Genomic DNA, 19927 nt, shown 5'->3' with positions numbered 1-19927 from the left:
TCAGCCCCGTTTCCGCAGCACCACCACGAGGTTGGAGACGAGGAACTCACGCACCAGAGGCACCCGCACCAGCCACCACGCCCAGGCGGGGTGGTAACGGGGGAAGGCGAGCAGCAGCTCCGCGTCGGCCGCGCGTGCCCACCGCAGGCCCTCCGCCGCGGAGACCGCGAACAGCGACTCACCCCACACGTTCTTCGGATCGTGCCCGTGCCTGGCCGCGTAGCGACGCCGCGCGAACTCCCCGCCGACGTAATGCTCCCACAGGCCGGTCTCGTGCCCGCCGAAGGGCCCGAGCCACACGGTGTAGCTGAGCACGACCAGTCCCCCGGGGCGGGTGACGCGCAGCATCTCCTCGGCCATCGCCCAGGGGTCGGGCACGTGCTCGGCGACGTTGGAGGAGTAGACCACGTCGAAGGCGGCGTCGGCGAAGGGCAGGGCGCGGCCGTCGCCACGCACGGAACCGGGGACGGAGATCCCGGCGGCAGCCATCTCGCCGACATCCGGTTCCACCGGCACGTACCAGGCCCCGCGCGCGGCGAAGGCGGCGGCGAAGTAGCCGGGTCCTCCGCCGACGTCGAGGACGGATCGGCCCTCCAGGCCGGTGCCGGTGGCGTCGAGAAGCAGGGCGTCGAGAAGCGCGGCGGTGTCCTCAGCCAAGGGCCGGTAGAAGCGCTCCGGGGAGTCCTGTTCGTGGCGGATGGCGCGCAGCAGGGACCAGGAGCGGGAGAGGGTCGCGAGGCGGCGGGTACGGTCAAACACACCCTGTAGGCTAGTCCGGACCATGAAGATCCTTCTGTTGTGCTGGCGCGATTCGACCCACCCGCAGGGCGGGGGCTCGGAACGCTACCTGGAGCGCGTCGGGGAGTACCTGGCGCGGCAGGGCCATGAGGTGGTCTACCGCACGGCGGGGCACACGGATGCGCCGCGGCGCAGTCAGCGCAACGGGGTGCGGTACTCGCGCAGCGGCGGGAAGTTCACGGTGTACCCGCGGGCGTGGTTCGGGATCGCGCTGGGGCGGATCGGCATCGGCACCCTGGGGAACATCGACGTGGTGGTGGACACCCAGAACGGCATCCCCTTCTTCGCGCGGCTGGTCACCGATGCTCCCACGGTCCTGTTGACCCACCACTGCCACCGGGAGCAGTGGCCGGTGGCGGGGCCGTTCCTGTCGCGGCTGGGTTGGTTCCTGGAGTCACAGGTCGCCCCGCGGGTCCACCGGGGTGCGCCGTACGTGACGGTGTCGGAGGCCTCGCGCGCCGAGCTGGTTGAGCTCGGGGTGCGGGCCGAGGACATCGAGATCATCACCAACGGTGTGGATCCGGTGCCGGAGTATGTGCCGCAGCTGCGGCGCGCGGAGGGTACGACCCACCTGGTCACGCTCAGCCGCCTGGTGCCGCACAAGCAGCTCGAGCACGCCGTCGATGTGGTGGCTGCGCTGCGGGAGCGGGATCTGGTGCTCGATGTCATCGGTTCCGGCTGGTGGGAGGATCAGCTGCGCGAGCATGCGCGACGGCGGGGGGTGGCCGAGCGGGTGATCTTCCACGGGCAGGTCACCGAGGACTACAAGCATGCGCTGCTGGCGCGCGCGAGTGTGCACCTCATGCCCTCCCGGAAGGAGGGGTGGGGCCTGGCGGTCATGGAGGCCGCGCAGCACGGGGTGCCCACCATCGGTTACCGCTCGGCGGGTGGTCTGCGAGATTCCATCGTCGACGGTGAGACGGGCCTGCTGGTGGACACCCCGGCCGAGCTGACGGTGTGCACCGCGCGGCTTCTCGACGCCCCCGCGCTCACCACCCGCCTCGGCGCCGCCGCCCGGCAGCGGGCACAGGGCTACTCGTGGGATCTCACGGGCGAGCGCGTGGCAGCGCTGCTCGCCCGGCTGGTACCGCAGGCATGAGCAGCCAGCCGGCGAGCAGCCACAGGCCGAGGGTGCGGCTTGCCGGACCGGCGTCGGTCTCGGTGAGCTGCCCGTCGGCGTAGATCACCCCGACGCCCAGGCCCGCGAGCGTGTCCAGGTCGCGCCGTTCCCAGGCGGCCCGGGCTTCGCTCCAGCGCGGGGAGGGGGCGTCGACGAGAATCCCGTCGACGACCAGCGCCCCGGACTCCACGGCAGACACGGCCTTGAGCAGGGGGTTGATGATGACGGTGCCGTCGGGGCGGCGGGTGAGCGGGGGTTCGTCGACAAGCAGGACATCCCTCCCGGCGGCGCGCTCCACCAGGGCCTCGTCGACTGCGAGCTCCTGCGGGGCCAGGGGCGCCAGGGCGCGCGGGGCGTCGGGCACCTGCAGCAGCGCCAGGGCGAGCACCGCGGGTGACCAGCGGCGAATCGAGGCCGCCGCCGCCACGTACGCCGGCAGCGCCAGGGCGCTCAGCTTGCTGGCATCCCGCAGCAGGCCCGCGCCCGGAATGTGCGTGGCGGCCCAGGTGAAGGCTCCCGGCAGCAGCCAGGCCACCATCGCCCCGCCCAGACCCACTCCGGCCAACGCCAGCAGCGGCGCGGGCACCCGCCGCACCTGCGTGAGCAGCAACGCGAACAGTGCCACGCCCACCAGGGCGAAACCCAGCTCACGGGAGGCGGGGACCGCGTCGGCGTTCCAGATACCACCCAGACCCAGCAGGGACCCGGGGGTGGTGGCCCAGGTTTCGGCGCGCGGGGCGAAGGCGGCGACGGAGGCGGGGGACACGGTGGACGCCGGGCCGGGGTGCAGCACCTCGGGGATAAGCCACGGCAGGCAGCAGGCCAGCCCGAAGAGAACGGTGGGTAGCCGGCGACGTGCGGTGACCACGGCCGTGAGCACGGCGAACACGGCTCCCGTCGGGGTGAGCGAGGCGGCCCACAGGGCCAGCCACTGCCGGCCGGTGTGGCCACGCAGACCCGTTGCGGCGATGAGCGGCAGCAGCCAGGCGGCGATGACCAGCGACCAGTGTCCCTGCAGGAGGCGTTCGACGGTGAAGGGGTTCCAGAGGTAGAGGGTGAGGGCGGCGAGCGTCGATAAGCGCGACGCCCCCTGGGTGCGGGCCAGCAGGAGTGCGCCGTAAGCACCGGCCACCGCACCGCCGACGATCAACCCCCGCGCCACCCAGGAGGCCGGCAGCACCTGGCCGACTAGGGCGAGGACGCCGTCCTGGGGGGCGTTGCGCGCGGGCAGATCACCGGTACCCAGGGCACCCGCGCTCAGGGCGGGGGAGTCGAGGACCAGCATGTCGCGCAGCGCGAGCTGGCCGGGTGCCGCCAGCGGCCACAGCACAGCCACGATGAGGGCGCCGACCCACAGCCAGGACAACCAGCGCAATTAGGCGCTCCGGTGCTCGCGGAACAGCAGCACCACGCCGCCGAGGACCGCCAGCAACGCCAGCGTCTTCAGCACGACAGCCACGACCTGCAGGGTGCGCAGGGTGGACAGCACATCCTCCGCGGTGGCGGTCTGCTGCGCGATGGTCTCATCGTCCCACTGCGAGATGGTGTGGAAGATCGTGTAGTCGGGGGAGGGCTGGAAGGACCGGTCGGTGGACTGGGGCTCGTCGGCCGCGAAGAACAGGTGGAGGTTCTCGTGAATGTCGATGATGGTCCCGGACTCCGGTTCCACCCACAGGGTCCGGTCCACCGCATACCTGGGCACGCCGACCCCGGAGCTGGCGAGGACATCGAGGTGGGAGTTCAGCTCCACCGGGAAGTTAATGGCGCGCTCCGATTCACGGTCCAGGCTGAGGTTGGTGAAGCGGTGGTGGAACTCGTAGGTCTCCACCCCGTGGTGCTTCGTCTCCCGGACGTAGTCGAGCAGCAGGGGATACTGGGTGGTCGAATCGAAGTAGGGGTAGGACTGCCGGGAGGTGGAGAAGGGGAAGAAGTACTGCAGGCCCTCCCGGATGAAGGGATCGGAGGACATGCCGCTGGCCAGGGCCGGAACCGAGATGGACATTCGGCTCACGGCGTCGGCGACGGGGAAGGTGGAGCGGGCGTCGAGAAGCAGGGAGTCGTTGAGTTCGGCGACGACGTCCTCGTCGACCAGCACCTGCAGGACCGAATCGGCCCACACCTCCCCGTCGTCGTCTCCTTCGCTGGTGGTCTGGGCGGAGACCATGCGGATGTCGGCGGAGGCGACGAAGCAGGAGTAGCCCGGTGTGTCCGAGAGGCAGTCGGGGCGGTCGCGGTTGTCGGTCGGCAGCCCCTGCGAACCGTCGATGTGGGCGACGATGCTGATGCCCGCCGCGGGCTTGGTGCTAAACGACAGGGACTGACCGGGCGACAGGGGGCGCAACTGGCTGATGACGGCCGGGGGCACGGCGGACGCGACGATGAACAGGAGAGCACCCAGCAGCAGTAACTGGATCGGCCTGCGCCGGAACATGCTCTGCGTCATGGCACATCCCTCCTTGGTTACACTCGCCGGATAAGGAGGTGAACTGCGTGGCTACGCCAGTTGTCCCCCTTCATTTGTCTTTACCATCCTACAAACCCGCTCTTCTCCCCGGGCTCGAAGGGCTGCGTGCTGTTGCCGCTATCGGTGTGATTCTCACCCATGTGGCGTTTCAGACGGGCCTGGACCCGGCTACCCCCCTGGGGTCGGTGGTGGCGAGATTCGACTTCTTCGTGCCTGTCTTCTTCGCCCTCTCGGCGTTCCTGCTGTGGCGCGGGCACCACTCTGACCATTGCTTATCGACGATAACGCGCTACCTTATCAACCGTGCCGGACGCATCCTCCCGGCGTATGTGGGATGCGTCGTGCTGGTCATCCTCCTGCTGCCCGAGGCGGCCCGGATGAGTGCGGACCAGATCGTCGCGAATCTCACCCTCACTCAGGTGTACTGGGCTGATGGGCTAGCCCCGGGGTTGACCCATTTATGGTCCCTGAGCGTGGAGGTCGCCTTCTATCTGGGGCTGCCGCTCCTCGCGCTGAGCATCGGACGACTGCCGCGGGCTGGCCGGATACTGGCGATCAGCGGGCTCGCGGTCGCCTCCCTGGGGTGGGCGTACCTGCCGTTCGTGATCGAGGCGGAGGTCAACCGGCAGATCTGGCCGCCGGCGTATGCGGCGTGGTTCGCCGTCGGCATGTTGGCCGCGGAGGTGGAGGGACGGGTTCCCGACGTGGTGCGACGCGCCCTGCAGGTGCGGTGGGTGTGGTGGCTGCTGGCGCTGGTGACCGCCTGGGTGGCGGGCCAGGAGTGGTTCGGCCCGCTCGGGCTGACCCACCCCGAACCGGAGGAGTTCCTCCGCCGCGTCCTGGCGGGGACCGTGTTCGCCGCCGCCGTGGTGTTGCCGGAGGCCCTGGCCCCGGGGGCGCGGTGGTTGCAGCACCCGGTGATGCAGGCCCTCGGCCGGTGGTCCTACTCGATCTTCCTGTGGCACGTGGCGCTGCTCTCGCTCGCGTTCCCCCTGCTGGGAATCGACTACTTCTCCGGCGGATTCTGGCCGGTGCTGCTGGTCACGCTGGGGCTGACGCTGCCGGTCTCGGCGGCGAGTTTCGTGTTCCTGGAGGAACCGGGCAGAAGGCTGGTGAGGGCGGCGACCAGCAGGACGGCCAGGACGGGGGAGTCACCGGCGTAGTCGCCCACCGGCCAGGGGCCGCGCGCCAGCCACGCCCCGGCGATGCCGACGAGGGTGAAGGACAGCAGGCCCGGCGGGATGAGTGTGAAGCGCCGGATGAGCAGGGCCGCGGCCGCGGCGAGCAGACCGGGCCAGGAGGCCACGAGCCAGGCACTCCCTGCCGCGAGCAGCACGAGGGCCCGGCCGGAGGTCTCCGCAAGCTCCACCTCCCGGCGCGTCGTCCGCGCCAGGACCACCCCGGCGGCCAGCGCGCTGAGCAGGGCGAGGACGCCGCCGCCGATGAGCCACAGGCGGAAGGGCCGGTCGGGGGCGAAGGTCATCTCGACGGTGCCGCCGACGCCGGCGGGGACCCGGAAGGCCTGCGTGGCGGCGTCGAGGGTGACAGGTTCCAGTAGGGCGCCGCCGAGCGTGGCCTCAAGGCCCGGGTTGGCGGCCCGGCCGGTGATGAGGAGACGTTCTCCGGCGTCCGGGGTGAGGGCGCCGTCGGTGGGTTCCCAGGCCGGGGAGGGGCTGAAACCCTCCTCGGTGAGGGTGACCCACGCGGCGTCGGTGCGCAGGGTGTGTCGGCCGGGCGCCAGCTCGACGATGTCGCCGGGGGAGTACGTGGTGTCGTTGATGCGGACGTCGGCGGGGGCGTCGATCAGCATCGTCAGCGGGCGGGGCGCGGTGAAGGCGCGGATGAGGTGCCCGGTGTCCGGGATGAGGCGCTGGAAGAGGAACTGCCGCACGTCCGGGGAGGTGTCGGGGACGGTGACGATGCGTTCGAGCGGGTGGCCGGTGATGGACACCTCCGCGATGCCGACGGATTCATTAAGCGTGAGGCGCAGTGCGTCGTGGGTGCCGGGCAGGGTGAGGGTGGTCTCGCCGTCGACTGTGATCTCGGTGCCGTTGAGATCGACGACCGTGTCATCGGTGGTGCGCAGCGTGATCTCCGGATCGTGGAGGGTGGAGTCGGGGATGAGCTCCAGCCACTGCCCTTCCGCCGGCCCCGGGGTGGGCCACCAGGCGGTGTCCTCCTCCCCGTCGACGGCCGCGGTCAACGAGCGCGCCGGGTCAGCCCCGCCGAAGCTGGTGGCGTCCGCGGCCGAGGAACTGGCCCGGACCTGCCCGCCGTGGGACTCCACGCGGGTGAGCGGGCCGGCGGAGGGGTAGTCGGGGACGGGGTTGCGGACATCAGTTCCCTCGTCCAGGTCCGCCAGGGGGGCGGAGAGCGGGCCGGTGAGCGAGCCGTAGTTGCGGACCGCCAGGACCGGGGTGTCGGTGACCACCTCGGCGTCTGAATCGACAAGCACCCGCGGGCCGGGGCCGTGGAGCATGTCGAGTACGGCGAGGGATTCCCCGCCGCCGGCCACCCGCACCGGGTCCTGCGCGGTGATCTGCATGTCCGCGTCCGGATCGAGGAGGAGCACCTCCACGTCGCCGAAACGCTGCGCGCCGGGCAGATCGATCTCGCGGCCGGACTCCAGGTCCTTCCGGTTGAGCACGGCGCCGATGCCGAGGCGTCGTAACGCAGCGGTACCGGCCTCCGGATCGTGATGGAGCACCGCCATGATGCCGTCGAGACCGCGGATCGCCTCCGGTGGAACCAGGGGCACCGCATCGCGGACGGCCCAGGGGACGTCGAGCAGCGGCTGGGCGGGCTCGTCGCGGGTCCAGCCCCAGGTCTGCCGCGCGAAGGAGGACTCCGGGATGATGAGCGTGCGCGTCCCGGCGGCCTCCCGGTTGAGGTGGTTGCTCGCCTCCTGCCAGTATCCGGGCACGTGGTCCCAGGTCCCCTGCGGGAGCAGGCGGCCCGACCAGGCGGGCGCCAGCGCGGCGACACCCACCATGAGCACCAGCCCGGCGGCTGCTTCCCGACGCCCCGGTGACAGCCGCCGCGGCACCGGCAGGTGGGTGCCCAGCCCCGCGACGCCGACGAGCAGGGGGATACGGACCAGGGGATCGAACTTGTGGAGGTTGCGGAAGGGGGCGAGGGGGGCGTCGAGAAGCGCGAGCCACGGGGCGGACAGGGGGCCGTGGGCGGCGCCGAGAACGGTGACACCGATCAGCAGCATGCCCACCCACAGACCGCGGTGCGGGGTGCTGCGCAGCGTGAGGCCCCACATGCCCAGGGCGGCGACGGCCGTGGTGAGCAGCACGAAGGTCGGGGAGCTGACCAGCAGGAACCCGGCGGCGCGCTCGGTGTCCACGAACGGCGCCCAGCTGGTGGTGCCGCGCAGGATCTCGATGAGGTTGAGCCAGCGGGTGGTGACGAACGAGGACTCGATGAAGTCCGTGAACGGCGGGGCGTGGCGGCCGAGGATGAAAAGCGGGCCGATCCACCAGAGGCTCACGGCTGCGCAGGCGACGAGCCATCCGGCGGCGGTGGGCAGGGCGCGGGTGTCCCGGCGCAGCACCCGCCACGCGATGACCAGCCCCGCGGGCAGACAGGCCGCGAGGGTGGCGGTGGCGTTGACCGCGCCCATGAGCGCGACGGGCAGGGTGGCGGCGGCGACCGCGCGCAGCCCCAGGCGGCCGAGGAAGGGGACCATCACCCACGGGGCCAGCATCACCGGCCAGGTTTCGGAGGAGATCGCCGTGAGGGTGGTCAACGTGCGCGGGGACAGAGCGAACAGGAAGGCGGCGAGAACCTGGAAGGGGGGCGTGCCGGTGCGGGTGCGGCGCAGGAGCAGCAGGAACCCGGAGTAGCCCACGCCCATGACCAGCCACCACCACAGGCGCTGCGCCACCCAGTCCGGCAGGGGCTCGGTGAGCACGAAGAAGGCCCCGTGCGGAAAGAGATAACCGTAGGCCTGATTCTGGAGCTGACCGAGGGTGAACGTGTCCGTCCAGGCATGCGTGGCCTGGGAGAGGAAGCCGAGGGGATCGGCGGTGAGATCGTGTTTGGTGTCCGCCGCGACCTGACCGGGTGGCTGCAGGAGGCTGATCAGCCCCAGGATGAGCCAGCCGAGAAGGTGCATGAACTAGCCGCGGGTGCCGTACTCCGGGCCACCCAGCAGGGCCTCGTCGGCCGGCACGGCATTGCCCTGCGGCACGGTGTCCTGGCCGGAGAACGAGGCGATTCCGATCACGGAGACCACGCCCAGCGCCACCCCGACGACCGCGCTGGCGATCACGGAGCTCAAGGAACGTCGATCAACGGATCCGGAAGGGGAGGACATGGCGGTTGAGTCTACTCCTCGTTCAGCGGCGGAACAACGAATACCGGGATGCCGGCGTTGTGCAGCACACCCTCCGTGGTGCGTGACTGCCACAGCGAGCGCCAGCCGCTGACCCCGCGTGAGCCGGTGACGATGACATCCGGCCCCAGCTCCTGCGCCGCCTCACAGATCGCCGACCACACCGTGGTGTCCGCCTCCACCAGGTGGGCGCGGGCCTGCAGCCCGAGGTCGGCGGCCAACTCCACGCCCTGGCGGCAGGTCTCGTGGGCGCGCTGGTAGGCGGCGTCCTCCTGGTCGGCGTCGGTCACCCATTCCGCCTGGTGCAGGCCCGAGATGCTCACCGCCCGCGCCGCGGTGCGGTGGACGGGTTCCCAGGCGGTGAGGATCTCCACCCGCCGCGGCGTGAGCAGGCGGGCGGCGAAGTCCAGGGCGCGCCGGGACTCCTCGGATCCGTCGAAGGCGATGAGCATGGTCGGCTGGTCCGGGGCGGGAGTCATGGTGCCACTCTATCGAGGAGTCGGGCACACTGTTAGGGTGCGCCTCGTGACGTTCTACCGCCGTGTCTTGACAACTCTCGCTGCCGGGGCCCTGGCAGCGGGCGTGGTGGGCTGCGCGCAGACGGACGGCGGGGAAACGGCGGCGGTGACGACGACGTCGGAAAGTAGCGTGTCGACGCCACCACCCCCCACCACCACCGCGCCCCCCACTCCGGAGGACATCGCGCGCGCGAACGTCCCGGAGGACCGGCGGGCCCGGGCGGCGTCACTGATGGTCGTCGGGGTGGACAATTACGATGACGCACTGTGGAAGCTGCAGCAGGGCGTCGGGGGCATCTTTATCCCGAGCTGGGCGCATCCGGAACTGCTGGGCACCGAGGGGCGTAACATTGCGGCGCTGCGGCGGGAGATCGGGCGCTCCTTCTCGGTGTCCATCGACTTTGAGGGCGGGCGTGTGCAGCGGCACGCGGGCATCCTGGGGCCGCGCATGTCCCCGCGGGAGATGGCGGCGACGATGAGCCCCGAGCAGGTGGAGGCCTACGCCCGTGACCTCGGTGAATCCCTGCGACGGCACGGGGTGACCGTGGATTTCGCGCCGGTGCTCGACGTGGATGCCGGCGGATTGGAGATCGTCGGCGACCGGTCATTTTCCCGGGACCCGATTCTTGCGGGAGAGTACGGGGCGGCCTTCGCGCGCGGACTGCGGGCGGCGGGGATCACCCCGGTGTTCAAGCATTTCCCCGGGCACGGTCAGGCCAGCGGCGACACCCACCACATGTTGGCGGTCACCCCGCCGGTGGAGGCGGTGGTGGCCCATGATCTCCCGCCCTATGCCGTGGCCCTGCCCCAGACCGAGGCGGGGGTCATGGTCGGGCACATGGTGGTCCCGGGCCTGGGCGACGGTGTCACCCCCTCCAGCCTGGACCCGGCGGCGTACCAGCTGCTGCGAACGGGGAATTATCCGGGCGGGCGTCCCTTCGACGGGGTCGTCTACACCGATGATCTCACCGGCATGCGGGCCGTGACCGACCGATACAGCCTGCCGGAGGCCGTGGTGTTCGCCGTGCGGGCCGGCGCTGACCGGCCGCTGTTCTCCAGCGGCGGGGCACTCGTGGCGGCCATCGACGCCCTCGACCGGGCCGTCGCCGAGGGGCACATCCCCGCTGAGCGCCTCGCCAGCGCCGCCTTCCGCGTCCAACTCCAGCTCTTCCACACCGGTGCTTGATTTCGGGTCTGAAAGTAGGAAAAGACACGCCAGCCCACTAATGTGGCCAGTGTGAGTGAGTCGAACAGCCAGGACAGCGGCGGAAAAGGCCTCCGGATCGCCCTGGGCGCGGTCGTGGGCCTCATCGCGCTCTTCGGAATCGTCTACGGAGTGGATTACGCCCTGACCAAGGGAGATGTCCCCCGCGGGACGACCGTCGGTGGGGTGGCCATCGGCGGCATGGACCCCGCGGAGGCGCATGAGGTCCTCGAACGTGAACTCGGTGACCAGGTCCACGACCCGGTCACCGTGACCGGTGGGGACCGGGAATCGACCTTCGTGCCCGCGGAAGCCGGGCTGTCCATCGACTTCGGCGAGACGATCGCCCAGATCGGCACCGAACCCCTCAACCCCTTCCTGCGCCTGGAGGGCCTCGTCGGATCGGGCAGTGAGGCCGACATCGTCTCCCGCGTCGACGATGCCGCGCTTGCCCCCGTGCTGGACCGGGTCCGCACGGAGCTGACCTCCTCTCCCGAGGACGGCGCCGTCGCGCTTATCGACGCCCGCGTCACCGTCACCGACCCCGTCAACGGCCAGGAGATCGATCCCGCGGAACTGCGCGAGCGTGTCACCACTGACTGGATGGCCCCGGAGGGTGTGGAGGTCGAGGCCGACATCACCCCGCCGGCGATCGACGAGGACATCGTCCGCGCGGCTGCCGAGGGCGATGCCGCGGCGGCCGTCGCCGGGCCGCTGACCGTCGTCGGACGTGACGATGTCGACGGTGTCATCACACCGGAGCGCATGGGCGAGGTGGTCACCTTCGTGCCTGTCGACGGGGAGCTGCGCACCGAGATCGACGAGGAGGTCGCCCGGGAGATCCTCGCCGAGACGCTCAGTGAGACCGAGTCCGAGAAACAGAACGCCCGCATCGCTTTCTCCGGGGGATCCCGCCAGATCACCCCCAGCGTCGACGGCGTCGCGCTGGACTGGGAGACCATCATGGCCGGTTTCGACGAGCGGGTCCTCGGCTCGGGCGAGCAGCGCGAGTGGGAGGCCACCTACGAGGATGACCCGGCCACCTTCACCACCGAGATGGCCCAGGTGGCCACCTTCGACCAGGTGGTCGGCGAGTTCACCACCACCGGCTACTCGGCCGCGTCGGGTGTCAACATCTCGCGGGTGGCGTCCGTGGTCAACGGTGCCATCATCGCGCCGGGTGACACCTTCTCTCTCAACGGCTACACCGGGCCGCGCGGGGCGGCCCAGGGCTACGTCGAGTCCGGCATCATCATCAACGGTCGCGCCGGGGAAGCCGTCGGCGGAGGCATCAGCCAGTTCGCCACCACCCTCTACAACGCCGCGTACTTCGCGGGTATGGAGGATGTCGCCCACACCCCGCACAGCTACTACATCTCCCGCTACCCGGCCGGCCGCGAAGCCACCGTCTTCGAAGGTGCCATCGACCTGCAGTTCCGCAACAACTCCCAGTACCCGGTGCGCATCGTGACCTCCGTGGGCGGCGGGAACGTCACCGTCCAGCTCACCGGCGTGAAGACCGTCACCGTGGAATCCGTCAACGGTGGCCGGTGGGCACCCACCCAGCCGCGTGAGCAGACGGTTTCCGGCAGCGACTGCATCCCCTCCGGGGGTATCCCCGGGTTCACCACCTCGGATACCCGCATCATCCGCGACCTGGCGGGCAACGAGATCACCCGGGAGACCCAGACAACGCGCTATGACCCCCAGCCGATCGTGAGGTGCTCTTAAATGTCAGAACGGTTATTCGCCTACCCCTGGGCCGACATCTACCGGCTCTACGTGCAGAAGGTGGAGAGGAAAGGTCGCACCGTCGCCGAGCTCGACGACGTGCTCGGCTGGCTGACCGGCTACACGCCGGAGCAGCTGCGGACTGTCGACGGTGACCTGCGCGACTTCTTCGCGCAGGCTCCGGCGATGACCCCGGACGTCGACAAGATCACCGGAGTGGTGTGCGGCGTGCGCGTCGAGGAGGTCGACGACCCCCTCATGCAGCAGATCCGCTGGGCCGACAAGCTGGTCGACGAACTGGCCAAGGGCAAGGCCGTAGAGAAGATCAAGCGCGTGTAGCCTCGCTTTTTCCTCCTACGCGAACGGCCCCCTGAACCTGGAGTTCAGGGGGCCTGATCGTGGAGCCGGCGACGAGAATCGAACTCGCACTCTCAGCTTGGGAAGCTGATGTTCTACCACTAAACTACGCCGGCAGCGGCTCGAGGTGAGCTACCGGGAAAGTCTAGCACCGGGGTGGCCGACGCCGGGAAACGGGCTGGTCGGTATGCTCGGACACGTGCTTTTATCCGACCGTGACATCCGTGCCGCCATCGACTCCGGTGCCCTGGGCATTGAGCCCTACGAGGCGGAGAACGTCCAGCCCTCCAGCGTCGACGTCCGCCTGGACCGCTTCTTCCGCGTGTTCAACAACTCGAAGTACACGCACATCGACCCGAAGCTGCGCCAGGATGAACTGACCAGCCTCGTCGAGGTGGAGGAGGGCGACGCCTTCGTGCTGCACCCCGGAGAGTTCGTGCTGGCCTCCACGCTGGAGAAGTTCACGCTGCCGGATAATCTGGCGGGCCGTCTCGAGGGCAAGTCCTCCCTCGGCCGACTCGGTCTGCTCACCCACTCCACCGCCGGGTTCATCGATCCGGGTTTTTCGGGGTATGTGACTCTCGAGCTGTCGAATGTGGCCAACCTGCCGATGACGCTGTGGCCGGGGATGAAGGTGGGGCAGATGGCGATCTTCAAGATGTCCTCGCCCGCCGAGGTGCCCTACGGCACCGGTTCTCTGGGCTCGAAGTACCAGGGGCAGCGCGGGCCGACGCCGTCGCGGGCGTACCTGAATTTCCCGCAGGAGCCGGAGGGCTCGTAGCGGGGGTCCACCACCCGCGACACCCCCGAATGACGGCTTTCATTTTCATTTAATACGGCGTTCATACTCGCCGACTACAAAGGACAGTTATGCGTATGACTGTCATCGGCACCGGATACCTGGGTGCAACTCACGCGGCCTGCATGGCTGAGCTCGGCCATGAGGTGCTGGGCGTGGATGTGGATTCGGCCAAGATCGATTCCCTCAAGAGCGGTGTGGTGCCGTTCTTTGAGCCCGGCCTGCCGGAGGTGCTCACCCGCAACCTGGAGGCGGGGCGCCTGGACTTCACCACGGATTACGGGCAGGTGGCGGAGTTCGCCACCGTGCACTTCCTCGGTGTGGGCACGCCGCAGGAGCGCGGTTCCTACGCCGCCGACCTCACCTACGTCCGCGCCGTCATCGAGGATCTGGTGCCGCTGCTGGAGGGCGACCACATCATCTTCGGCAAGTCGACCGTGCCGGTGGGTACCGCCGATGAGCTGCAGAAGCGCGCCGATGAACTGGCGAAGCCGGGGACGAGCGTGGAGATCGCCTGGAACCCGGAGTTCCTCCGCGAGGGTTATGCGGTCAAGGACACCATCACTCCGGACCGCATTGTGCTGGGTGTGCGTGCGGGGGAGAGCCGCGCGGAGGAGGTCGCCCGTGAGGTGTACGCGCAGTCCATCGGGGACGGTACGCCCTTCCTGGTGATGGACCGGGTGACCTCCGAGCTGGTGAAGGTCTCGGCGAATGCCTTCCTGGCCACCAAGATCTCCTTCATCAACGCCGTCTCGGAGATCTGTGAGATCGCGGGTGGTGATGTGACCAAGCTGGCGGAGGCCATCGGGCATGACGACCGTATCGGCCGGAAGTTCCTCGGCGCCGGCCTCGGCTTCGGCGGCGGCTGCCTGCCGAAGGACATCCGCGCGTTCATGGCGCGGGCCGGTGAGCTGGGTGCCGATCAGGCGCTGACCTTCCTGCGCGAGGTCGACGCGATCAACATGCGTCGCCGCGATCGCGTGGTGCAGATGACCCGTGAGCTTTTCGACGGCAACCTGCTCGGCCACCGCGTCACCGTGTTGGGTGCGGCCTTCAAGCCGAACTCCGATGACGTGCGCGACTCCCCGGCGCTGTCCGTGGCGGGTTCACTGTCGCTGGCCGGTGCCGACGTCTCCGTCTTCGACCCGAAGGCGATGGACAATGCGCGCAAGGTGTTCCCCACCCTCGGCTATGTCGACTCGGTGGAAGAAGCCCTCGAGGGAGCGGATCTGGTGGTGCTGGCCACCGAGTGGCAGCAGTTCCGCGATCTGGATCCGGCGGCCGCCGGTGAGCTGGTGAACAACAAGGTGATCATTGACGGCCGTAACGTCCTCGACGTCGATAAGTGGCGGGCGGCGGGCTGGAACATCCAGGCCCTGGGGCGCACACTCTAGCGCCTGGCCGGCACCGTCCACGCTGCGATCAGAGTGGTCAGGGGGACGGCCAACGTCAGGGCCAGCGCGCCGATACCGGAGCGCAGCAGCTCGGTGGCGACGATGTCACTGGTCAGCGTCTGCGCCAGCGGGCGCTGCGCCACCGAGATGAGCAGGAGCAGGGGCAGGGCTGCGCCGGTGTAGCTGAGCACCAGGGTGTAGATCATGGAGGAGATGTGGTCACGTCCGACCTTCATGGCACCGAGGAACAGTCGCCAGGGGGCGGCTTCCGGGTCGAGCTCGGACAGCTCGTTGACGGTCGAGGACTGGGAGATGGTGACGTCGTTAAGCACGCCGAGCGCGCCGATGATGAAACCACACAACAGCAGTCCCACGATGGAGACCTCCGGCAGGTAGAGCAGGATGGTGAGGTTGTCGTCGGACCCCAGCCCCCGCAGGTGGGTGGAGTCGATGGCCACCCGGGCCAGACCGGCTGCCACCGCCAGGGCAATGAGGGTGCCCGCCAGCGCGGAGGCGGACTTCCAGTTGATCCCGTGAACCAACGGAACGACGATCATGAGGATCGCGGAGCCCGCCACCAGGGCCAGGGCCAGAGGGTCGCGCCCGTGCAGCAGCGCCGGCAGCAGGAACGTGGCGATGCCCGCCAGCGTGATGAACAGGCCCAGCAACGCCCGGACGCCACGCCACAGCGCGAAGACGATAATCATCACGGCGATGAGACCTCCCCACACCGCGAGGGGAACGGCGCGCTGGTAGTCACCGAAGGTGTAGACCGTGCCCTCCGGGGTCTGCGAGGAGGTCAACATGATGGCGTCGCCTTCCACGAGGGCGGGTTCACCGGGCAGGCCGTAATGCACGAGCTGGGTGCGCCGTCCCTCGTCGGGCCCGGAGGTGAACTCCACGAGGGAGCGTTCGCAGGTCTGGCCGGTCTGCTCCAGGGGGACCGTGGGGGAGCCGTCGAAGGCCCGGCCGGTGGAGGGGGAGGTGCAGGCGGCGGCGTCGACAAGCAGCACCGTGCCGCGCACCTGCGTGTGGTTGAGGTTGAAGGTGGTGGCGAAATCGGGGCTGAGCTGCGGGTCTTCCGCCGGGGGCCAGAGCCGCCACAGACCCACCGCCGTCGCCAGGACCGAGAGGAGGAGAAAACCGAGGAGCACGCGGCGCCAGGGTGAGGGGGTGGTGGTGCGGGTGCGGTGGGATCCCATAATGTCGAACCTTATCGCGGTTAGCATGTCTGTATGAGTTCACCCTTCGAGCTTTCCGACGCCCCCGTGACCACCCTCCCGGGTTTCCAACGGGTGTTCCCGCGCGGACGGATGACGCTCGGCATCGCGCTGCCTCTGGCCGCGGGAGATCCGGAGACCCCCGGCGTGGACATCGCCCGTCAGGTGGAGCTCGTGCAGCGGGCCGAAGAAGGGGGCTTTGCCGCCGCCTGGCTGCGGGACATCCCCCTGCGGGTCAGCGACTTCGGGGACGTGGGCCAGGTGTGGGACCCGTTCACGTATGCGGGGTACCTGGCGGCGTCGACAAGCACGATCGCCCTGGCGACCGGGGCCGTGGTGCTGCCGGTGCGGCATCCCCTCCATCTGGCGAAGGAGGCCGCCAGCATCGACCACCTGTCCGGGGGGCGTTTCCTGCTGGGGCTGGCCACGGGTGACCGTCCTACGGAGTACAAGGCCTTCGGCCTCGAGGAGGGCGCCCGGTCGGAGGTGTTCCGCGAACATCTCGACGTGATGAATCAGGCCTGGACCACGGAGAACCAGGGCATCCGATGGTCGAAGGGGCGGATGTGGGGCGGGGACATCGTGCCGAAGCCCGTGGCCCACCGGCCACCGGTGCTCACCGTCGGGTCCTGCCTGCAGTCGATGGCCTGGCACCGCGAGCACGCCGACGCCCACGTCACCTACCACCGGCCCCTGTCCACGCAACAGAAGTACCTGGCGGAATGGCGTCTCGATGGCGTGGACAAACCCTTCGCCATGAACATCGCCCTCGACCTGCACTCAGACCCAGGCGCCACGGCCGGGCCGATCAAGTTCGGGTGGAGCGTCGGCGCGAGGGAACTGGTGCGTATCCTCCACGAGCTGGAGGACATGGGCGTCGATCACTGCCTGCTGGGGCTCAAGCGGGGCAGCCGCCCGGCGGACGAGGTGCTCGCAGAACTCATCGAGCACGTCGTCCCGGATTTTACTGCTTGTAGCTGACCAGGAAGTTGCCCAGCCGCTCGATGGCATTCTCCAGCTGCGAGGCCCACGGCAGGGTGACCAGGCGGAAGTGGTCGGTGTCCGGCCAGTTGAAGCCGGTGCCCTGCACGAGGAGGATCTTCTCGGCGCGGAGGATGTCGAGCATGAGCTTCGCGTCGTCGTGGATCTCGTAGACATTGGGGTCCAGGCGCGGGAAGGCGTAGAGCGCGCCCATCGGCTTCACGCAGCTCACGCCGGGGATCTCGTTGAGCTTCTCGTAGGCGATGTTGCGCTGGTTGAGCAGGCGACCGCTCTCCCCGGTGAGCTGGTAGATGGACTGCTTGCCACCCAATGCGACCTGGATGCCGTGCTGGGCGGGCACGTTCGGGCACAGGCGGGTGCCGGCGAGCAGCTCGAGGCCCTCGATGAAGCCTCTCGCGTGGTCCTGCGGTCCGGTGAGCACCATCCATCCGGCGCGGTAGCCCGCCACACGGTAGGCCTTGGACAGGCCGTTGTAGGTGATGGTGAGCAGGTCCGGGGCGAGGGTGGCCAGGGAGATGTGCTCGGCGTCGTCGTAGAGGATGCGGTCGTAGATCTCGTCGGCGAGGATGAGCAGTTCGTGCTCGCGGGCGATGTCGACGATCTGCTCGAGCACCTCCCGGGAGTACACCGCACCCGTCGGGTTGTTGGGGTTGATGACGACGATCGCCTTCGTCTTCTCCGTCACCTTCGAGCGGATGTCCTCGATCGACGGGTTCCAGTCGTCCTCCTCATCGCACAGGTAGTGCACCGGGGTGCCGCCGGACAGGGAGGTGGCGGCCGTCCACAGCGGGTAGTCGGGGGCGGGGATGAGGACCTCATCGCCGTCGTTGAGCAGCGCCTGCATGGTCATGGTGATGAGCTCGGACACACCGTTGCCCAGGAACACGTCCTCGACGTCGAAATCCGGGAACCCCTCGATGACCTCGTAGCGGTGGAACACGGCGCGACGGGCCGGGATGATGCCCTTCGAGGTGGAGTAGCCCTGGGAGGTCGGCAGCGCGGCGATCATGTCGCGCATGATGACATCGGGGGCGTCGAAACCGAAGGTGGCCGGGTTGCCGGTGTTGAGCTTGAGGATGTGGTGACCGTCTGCCTCCAGGCGCTCCGCCTCCGCGGCCACCGGGCCGCGGATCTCGTAGAGGACGTCCTTCATCTTGTTCGACTGATCGAACGTGCGGCGACGTCGGCGGATCGGATTCGGAGAGTCAGTCATGGCCTACATGTTGCCACTACTTCTTGCCGCGCTCCAACGCCTTGTTGACGAAGTTCATCGCGTTGTTCGTCAGCTCCGCGGTCTGTGCCTTGCGTTCCGCGCGCAGTGCGGCGAGCTTGTCCTGCTCAGCGAGTCGCAGTTCGGCGGCCCGGAGGCGCTCCGCGGTCCGGAGTTCCTTGATGCGCTGCCTGTCCACGGCCCGGGCGCTGGGCACATGCCAGCTCTGCGGGCCCACCTTGAGTACGTACAGCAGCAGCCACAGCGTCGGGATGAGGAACCACAGCAGGCCCGCCATCGGCGTGACGGTGGACAGGGCCACGGTCCCGACGGTGACACCCACCGTGGACAAGCCCATGATGCCGAAGCGGATCTTGCGTCCCTCCCGGAATGCCCCCTCGATCTCCTGCGCCGAATAGAGCTTATCGACGCCCCGCCCCGGCCCGCGGTACTGCGGGATATCGACGAACAACGGATCGAGATCACGGCGGTACTCCGCACGCGTGATCTCCTGGCAGCGGGTGTCGTATTCGTCGATGCTCAGGCGGCCTTCGCTGAAGGCGCGGCCCAGGGTGGACATGGCGTCGTTACGTTCCGCATCGCTCAGTCTCATATCCTGGTGCATGTTGTTCATGGCCCCCAGTCTAACGATGTGCCTCGACACCGCCCTCGGGGAAAACCCCCATCTTCACTTTTCCGGGACTTCCCCGATGGTGGGCACCCGCCCACGGTGACAACATAGGGATCATGAATCGGCTCGCCCAACATCTGACCACCTGGAAGGCGTGGTACGCGATCCTCGCGGTGCCCGCCTTCCTGCTCGCCTCGCTCGTCGTCATCGCCGGCGCTTCTCTGGCCCCGCTGTCCTTCGTGCTCTTTGCAGCGCTGTCGCTGCTGTTCATTGCGATCGTCGCGCGTCGCTGGCCTTCCCGCCAGGATCTGGGACTGCGCCGCGGGCTAAATAAGCGCGATGTGGTTGTCATCCTCGTCGTCTTCGTCGTCACCCACCTGTCGTTTGAGGTGCTGGCGCGGCTGTCCGGTGGCGGACAGGGAAATCAGGCCGTGCAGATGTTCAACGAGCTGGGTCTTGCCGGACCGTTGCTGCCGGCCGTGTTCATCCTGCTCAGCTCCGTCATCCTGGCCCCCATCTGCGAGGAAATCCTCTACCGCGGTGCCATGCTGCGCCCCATCCACGACGCCTTCGCCCGCCGTGGGCGCGCCTGGCTCGGCGCCACCCTGGGTATCGCCGCCTCCACCTTCATGTTTGCGATGCCGCACCTTGCGGAAGACACCGTCAACGTGATGACCATCGCCTACTTCATCACCGGCATCGGCTTCGGTCTGGTCTACGTCCTCACCGGCTCCATGACCGCCGCCATGGTCAGCCACTCCCTCCAGAGCATGTTCGCCTTCGGGCAGGTGCTGATTTTCGGACGCGGCGACGCCGACGTCCACCCCATCCTCTGGATCATGGTCTTCGGCTGCCCGGTGTGGGTCTACCTCGGCTCCCAGCTCGTACGGAAGCTGCTGCCGAACCGCTGAACGGCAGGAGCAGACGTCAGTCCTTCTGAGCGGACCCCGGGGCCGGGGGCACCGGAGGTGCCGGGGGAACAGAAGGCGCCGGGGGAACTGCTGCGCCAGGTGCGGGGGGCACAGGTGGTGCGGCGGGTGCCGCCGGAGCCGGCGGAACTGCTGAGCCGGGAACTGGAGGTACCGGGGGGACTGCTGCGCCAGGTGCCGGGGGCACTGGAGGTGCGGCCGGCACAGG

Annotated in this window: 17 protein-coding genes, 1 tRNA gene and 1 pseudogene; 9 read left to right on the top strand and 10 right to left on the bottom strand. The window is 69.0% G+C overall.

From position 1 onward, the window contains the following. On the bottom strand, positions 1 to 759 hold the full coding sequence (locus tag Q4F73_RS06450) for a class I SAM-dependent methyltransferase (RefSeq protein WP_303358535.1): 759 nt from the start codon (positions 757 to 759) through the stop codon (positions 1 to 3). A gap of 22 nt (positions 760 to 781) precedes the next feature. Between Q4F73_RS06450 and Q4F73_RS06445 the strand changes: the two genes are divergently transcribed. After that, entirely contained in the window at positions 782 to 1897 is a 1116-nt protein-coding gene (locus tag Q4F73_RS06445) for a glycosyltransferase family 4 protein (RefSeq protein WP_303358534.1), read from the top strand. Here Q4F73_RS06445 and Q4F73_RS06440 read toward each other — a convergent pair. Beyond that, complete coding sequence (locus tag Q4F73_RS06440) at positions 1845 to 3293, bottom strand: hypothetical protein (RefSeq protein WP_303358533.1); 1449 nt, start codon at positions 3291 to 3293, stop codon at positions 1845 to 1847. The two genes, Q4F73_RS06445 and Q4F73_RS06440, sit on opposite strands and share 53 nt — an antisense overlap. Further along, the gene (locus tag Q4F73_RS06435; protein WP_303358532.1) at positions 3294 to 4361 is read right to left on the bottom strand and encodes a porin PorA family protein; all 1068 of its coding nucleotides are present in this window, start codon (positions 4359 to 4361) and stop codon (positions 3294 to 3296) included. Positions 4362 to 4399: 38 nt separating this feature from the next. Between Q4F73_RS06435 and Q4F73_RS06430 the strand changes: the two are divergent. Further along, a pseudogene (locus tag Q4F73_RS06430) lies at positions 4400 to 5398 on the top strand (acyltransferase family protein); the annotation flags it as partial. Here the strand turns inward: Q4F73_RS06430 and Q4F73_RS06425 are convergent. The 3 genes from Q4F73_RS06425 to Q4F73_RS06415 are packed head-to-tail and all read right to left on the bottom strand — an operon-like array spanning position 5389 to position 9203. After that, on the bottom strand, positions 5389 to 8505 hold the full coding sequence (locus tag Q4F73_RS06425; RefSeq protein WP_303358531.1) for a DUF3367 domain-containing protein: 3117 nt from the start codon (positions 8503 to 8505) through the stop codon (positions 5389 to 5391). The pseudogene Q4F73_RS06430 and the gene Q4F73_RS06425 sit on opposite strands and share 10 nt — an antisense overlap. Before the next feature lie 3 nt (positions 8506 to 8508). Next, positions 8509 to 8706: a DUF2613 domain-containing protein gene (locus Q4F73_RS06420; RefSeq protein WP_303358530.1), complete on the bottom strand. Its 198-nt coding sequence runs from the start codon at positions 8704 to 8706 to the stop codon at positions 8509 to 8511. Positions 8707 to 8717: 11 nt separating this feature from the next. After that, a complete protein-coding gene (locus Q4F73_RS06415; protein WP_303358529.1) occupies positions 8718 to 9203 on the bottom strand; it encodes a universal stress protein in 486 nt (161 codons plus the stop codon). Positions 9204 to 9270: 67 nt separating this feature from the next. Here Q4F73_RS06415 and Q4F73_RS06410 point away from each other — a divergent pair, with 67 nt between their 5' ends. From Q4F73_RS06410 to Q4F73_RS06400, 3 genes are read left to right on the top strand one after another with little or no spacing between them, the layout of a single operon-like run. Continuing rightward, a complete protein-coding gene (locus Q4F73_RS06410; protein WP_303358528.1) occupies positions 9271 to 10428 on the top strand; it encodes a glycoside hydrolase family 3 N-terminal domain-containing protein in 1158 nt (385 codons plus the stop codon). 51 nt (positions 10429 to 10479) lie between these two features. Beyond that, the gene (locus tag Q4F73_RS06405) at positions 10480 to 12177 is read left to right on the top strand and encodes a VanW family protein (RefSeq protein WP_303358527.1); all 1698 of its coding nucleotides are present in this window, start codon (positions 10480 to 10482) and stop codon (positions 12175 to 12177) included. Then, positions 12178 to 12516: a DUF2200 domain-containing protein gene (locus tag Q4F73_RS06400; protein WP_303358526.1), complete on the top strand. Its 339-nt coding sequence runs from the start codon at positions 12178 to 12180 to the stop codon at positions 12514 to 12516. A 60-nt stretch (positions 12517 to 12576) separates the two neighbouring features. Here the strand turns inward: Q4F73_RS06400 and Q4F73_RS06395 are convergent. Next, a tRNA-Gly gene (locus tag Q4F73_RS06395) sits at positions 12577 to 12650 on the bottom strand. An 83-nt stretch (positions 12651 to 12733) separates the two neighbouring features. Here Q4F73_RS06395 and dcd point away from each other — a divergent pair. Beyond that, positions 12734 to 13315: a dCTP deaminase gene (gene dcd, locus Q4F73_RS06390; RefSeq protein WP_303358525.1), complete on the top strand. Its 582-nt coding sequence runs from the start codon at positions 12734 to 12736 to the stop codon at positions 13313 to 13315. Positions 13316 to 13404: 89 nt separating this feature from the next. After that, positions 13405 to 14727: a UDP-glucose/GDP-mannose dehydrogenase family protein gene (locus Q4F73_RS06385; RefSeq protein WP_303358524.1), complete on the top strand. Its 1323-nt coding sequence runs from the start codon at positions 13405 to 13407 to the stop codon at positions 14725 to 14727. Here the strand turns inward: Q4F73_RS06385 and Q4F73_RS06380 are convergent. Next, positions 14724 to 15929, bottom strand: a complete 1206-nt coding sequence (locus Q4F73_RS06380) for a YibE/F family protein (protein WP_303358523.1) — start codon at positions 15927 to 15929, stop codon at positions 14724 to 14726. The two genes, Q4F73_RS06385 and Q4F73_RS06380, sit on opposite strands and share 4 nt — an antisense overlap. Positions 15930 to 15962: 33 nt before the next feature. Between Q4F73_RS06380 and Q4F73_RS06375 the strand changes: the two genes are divergently transcribed. Beyond that, the gene (locus tag Q4F73_RS06375; protein ID WP_303358522.1) at positions 15963 to 16928 is read left to right on the top strand and encodes an LLM class oxidoreductase; all 966 of its coding nucleotides are present in this window, start codon (positions 15963 to 15965) and stop codon (positions 16926 to 16928) included. Here the strand turns inward: Q4F73_RS06375 and Q4F73_RS06370 are convergent. Together Q4F73_RS06370 and Q4F73_RS06365 are read right to left on the bottom strand one after the other, a co-directional pair. Continuing rightward, the gene (locus Q4F73_RS06370; protein ID WP_303358521.1) at positions 16912 to 18162 is read right to left on the bottom strand and encodes a pyridoxal phosphate-dependent aminotransferase; all 1251 of its coding nucleotides are present in this window, start codon (positions 18160 to 18162) and stop codon (positions 16912 to 16914) included. The genes Q4F73_RS06375 and Q4F73_RS06370 overlap by 17 nt on opposite strands. A gap of 16 nt (positions 18163 to 18178) precedes the next feature. Continuing rightward, complete coding sequence (locus Q4F73_RS06365; RefSeq protein ID WP_303358520.1) at positions 18179 to 18793, bottom strand: DUF1707 domain-containing protein; 615 nt, start codon at positions 18791 to 18793, stop codon at positions 18179 to 18181. A gap of 113 nt (positions 18794 to 18906) precedes the next feature. Here Q4F73_RS06365 and Q4F73_RS06360 point away from each other — a divergent pair, with 113 nt between their 5' ends. After that, positions 18907 to 19701, top strand: coding sequence for a CPBP family intramembrane glutamic endopeptidase (locus Q4F73_RS06360; RefSeq protein ID WP_303358519.1), 795 nt, complete (start codon positions 18907 to 18909; stop codon positions 19699 to 19701). Positions 19702 to 19927 lie beyond the last annotated feature (226 nt).

Source organism: Corynebacterium sp. (assembly GCF_030535495.1).
In the GTDB taxonomy this organism is placed as follows: domain Bacteria; phylum Actinomycetota; class Actinomycetes; order Mycobacteriales; family Mycobacteriaceae; genus Corynebacterium.
The sequence above is the reverse complement of the archived record's forward strand: the minus strand, read 5'-3'. Positions and strand labels throughout refer to the sequence as shown.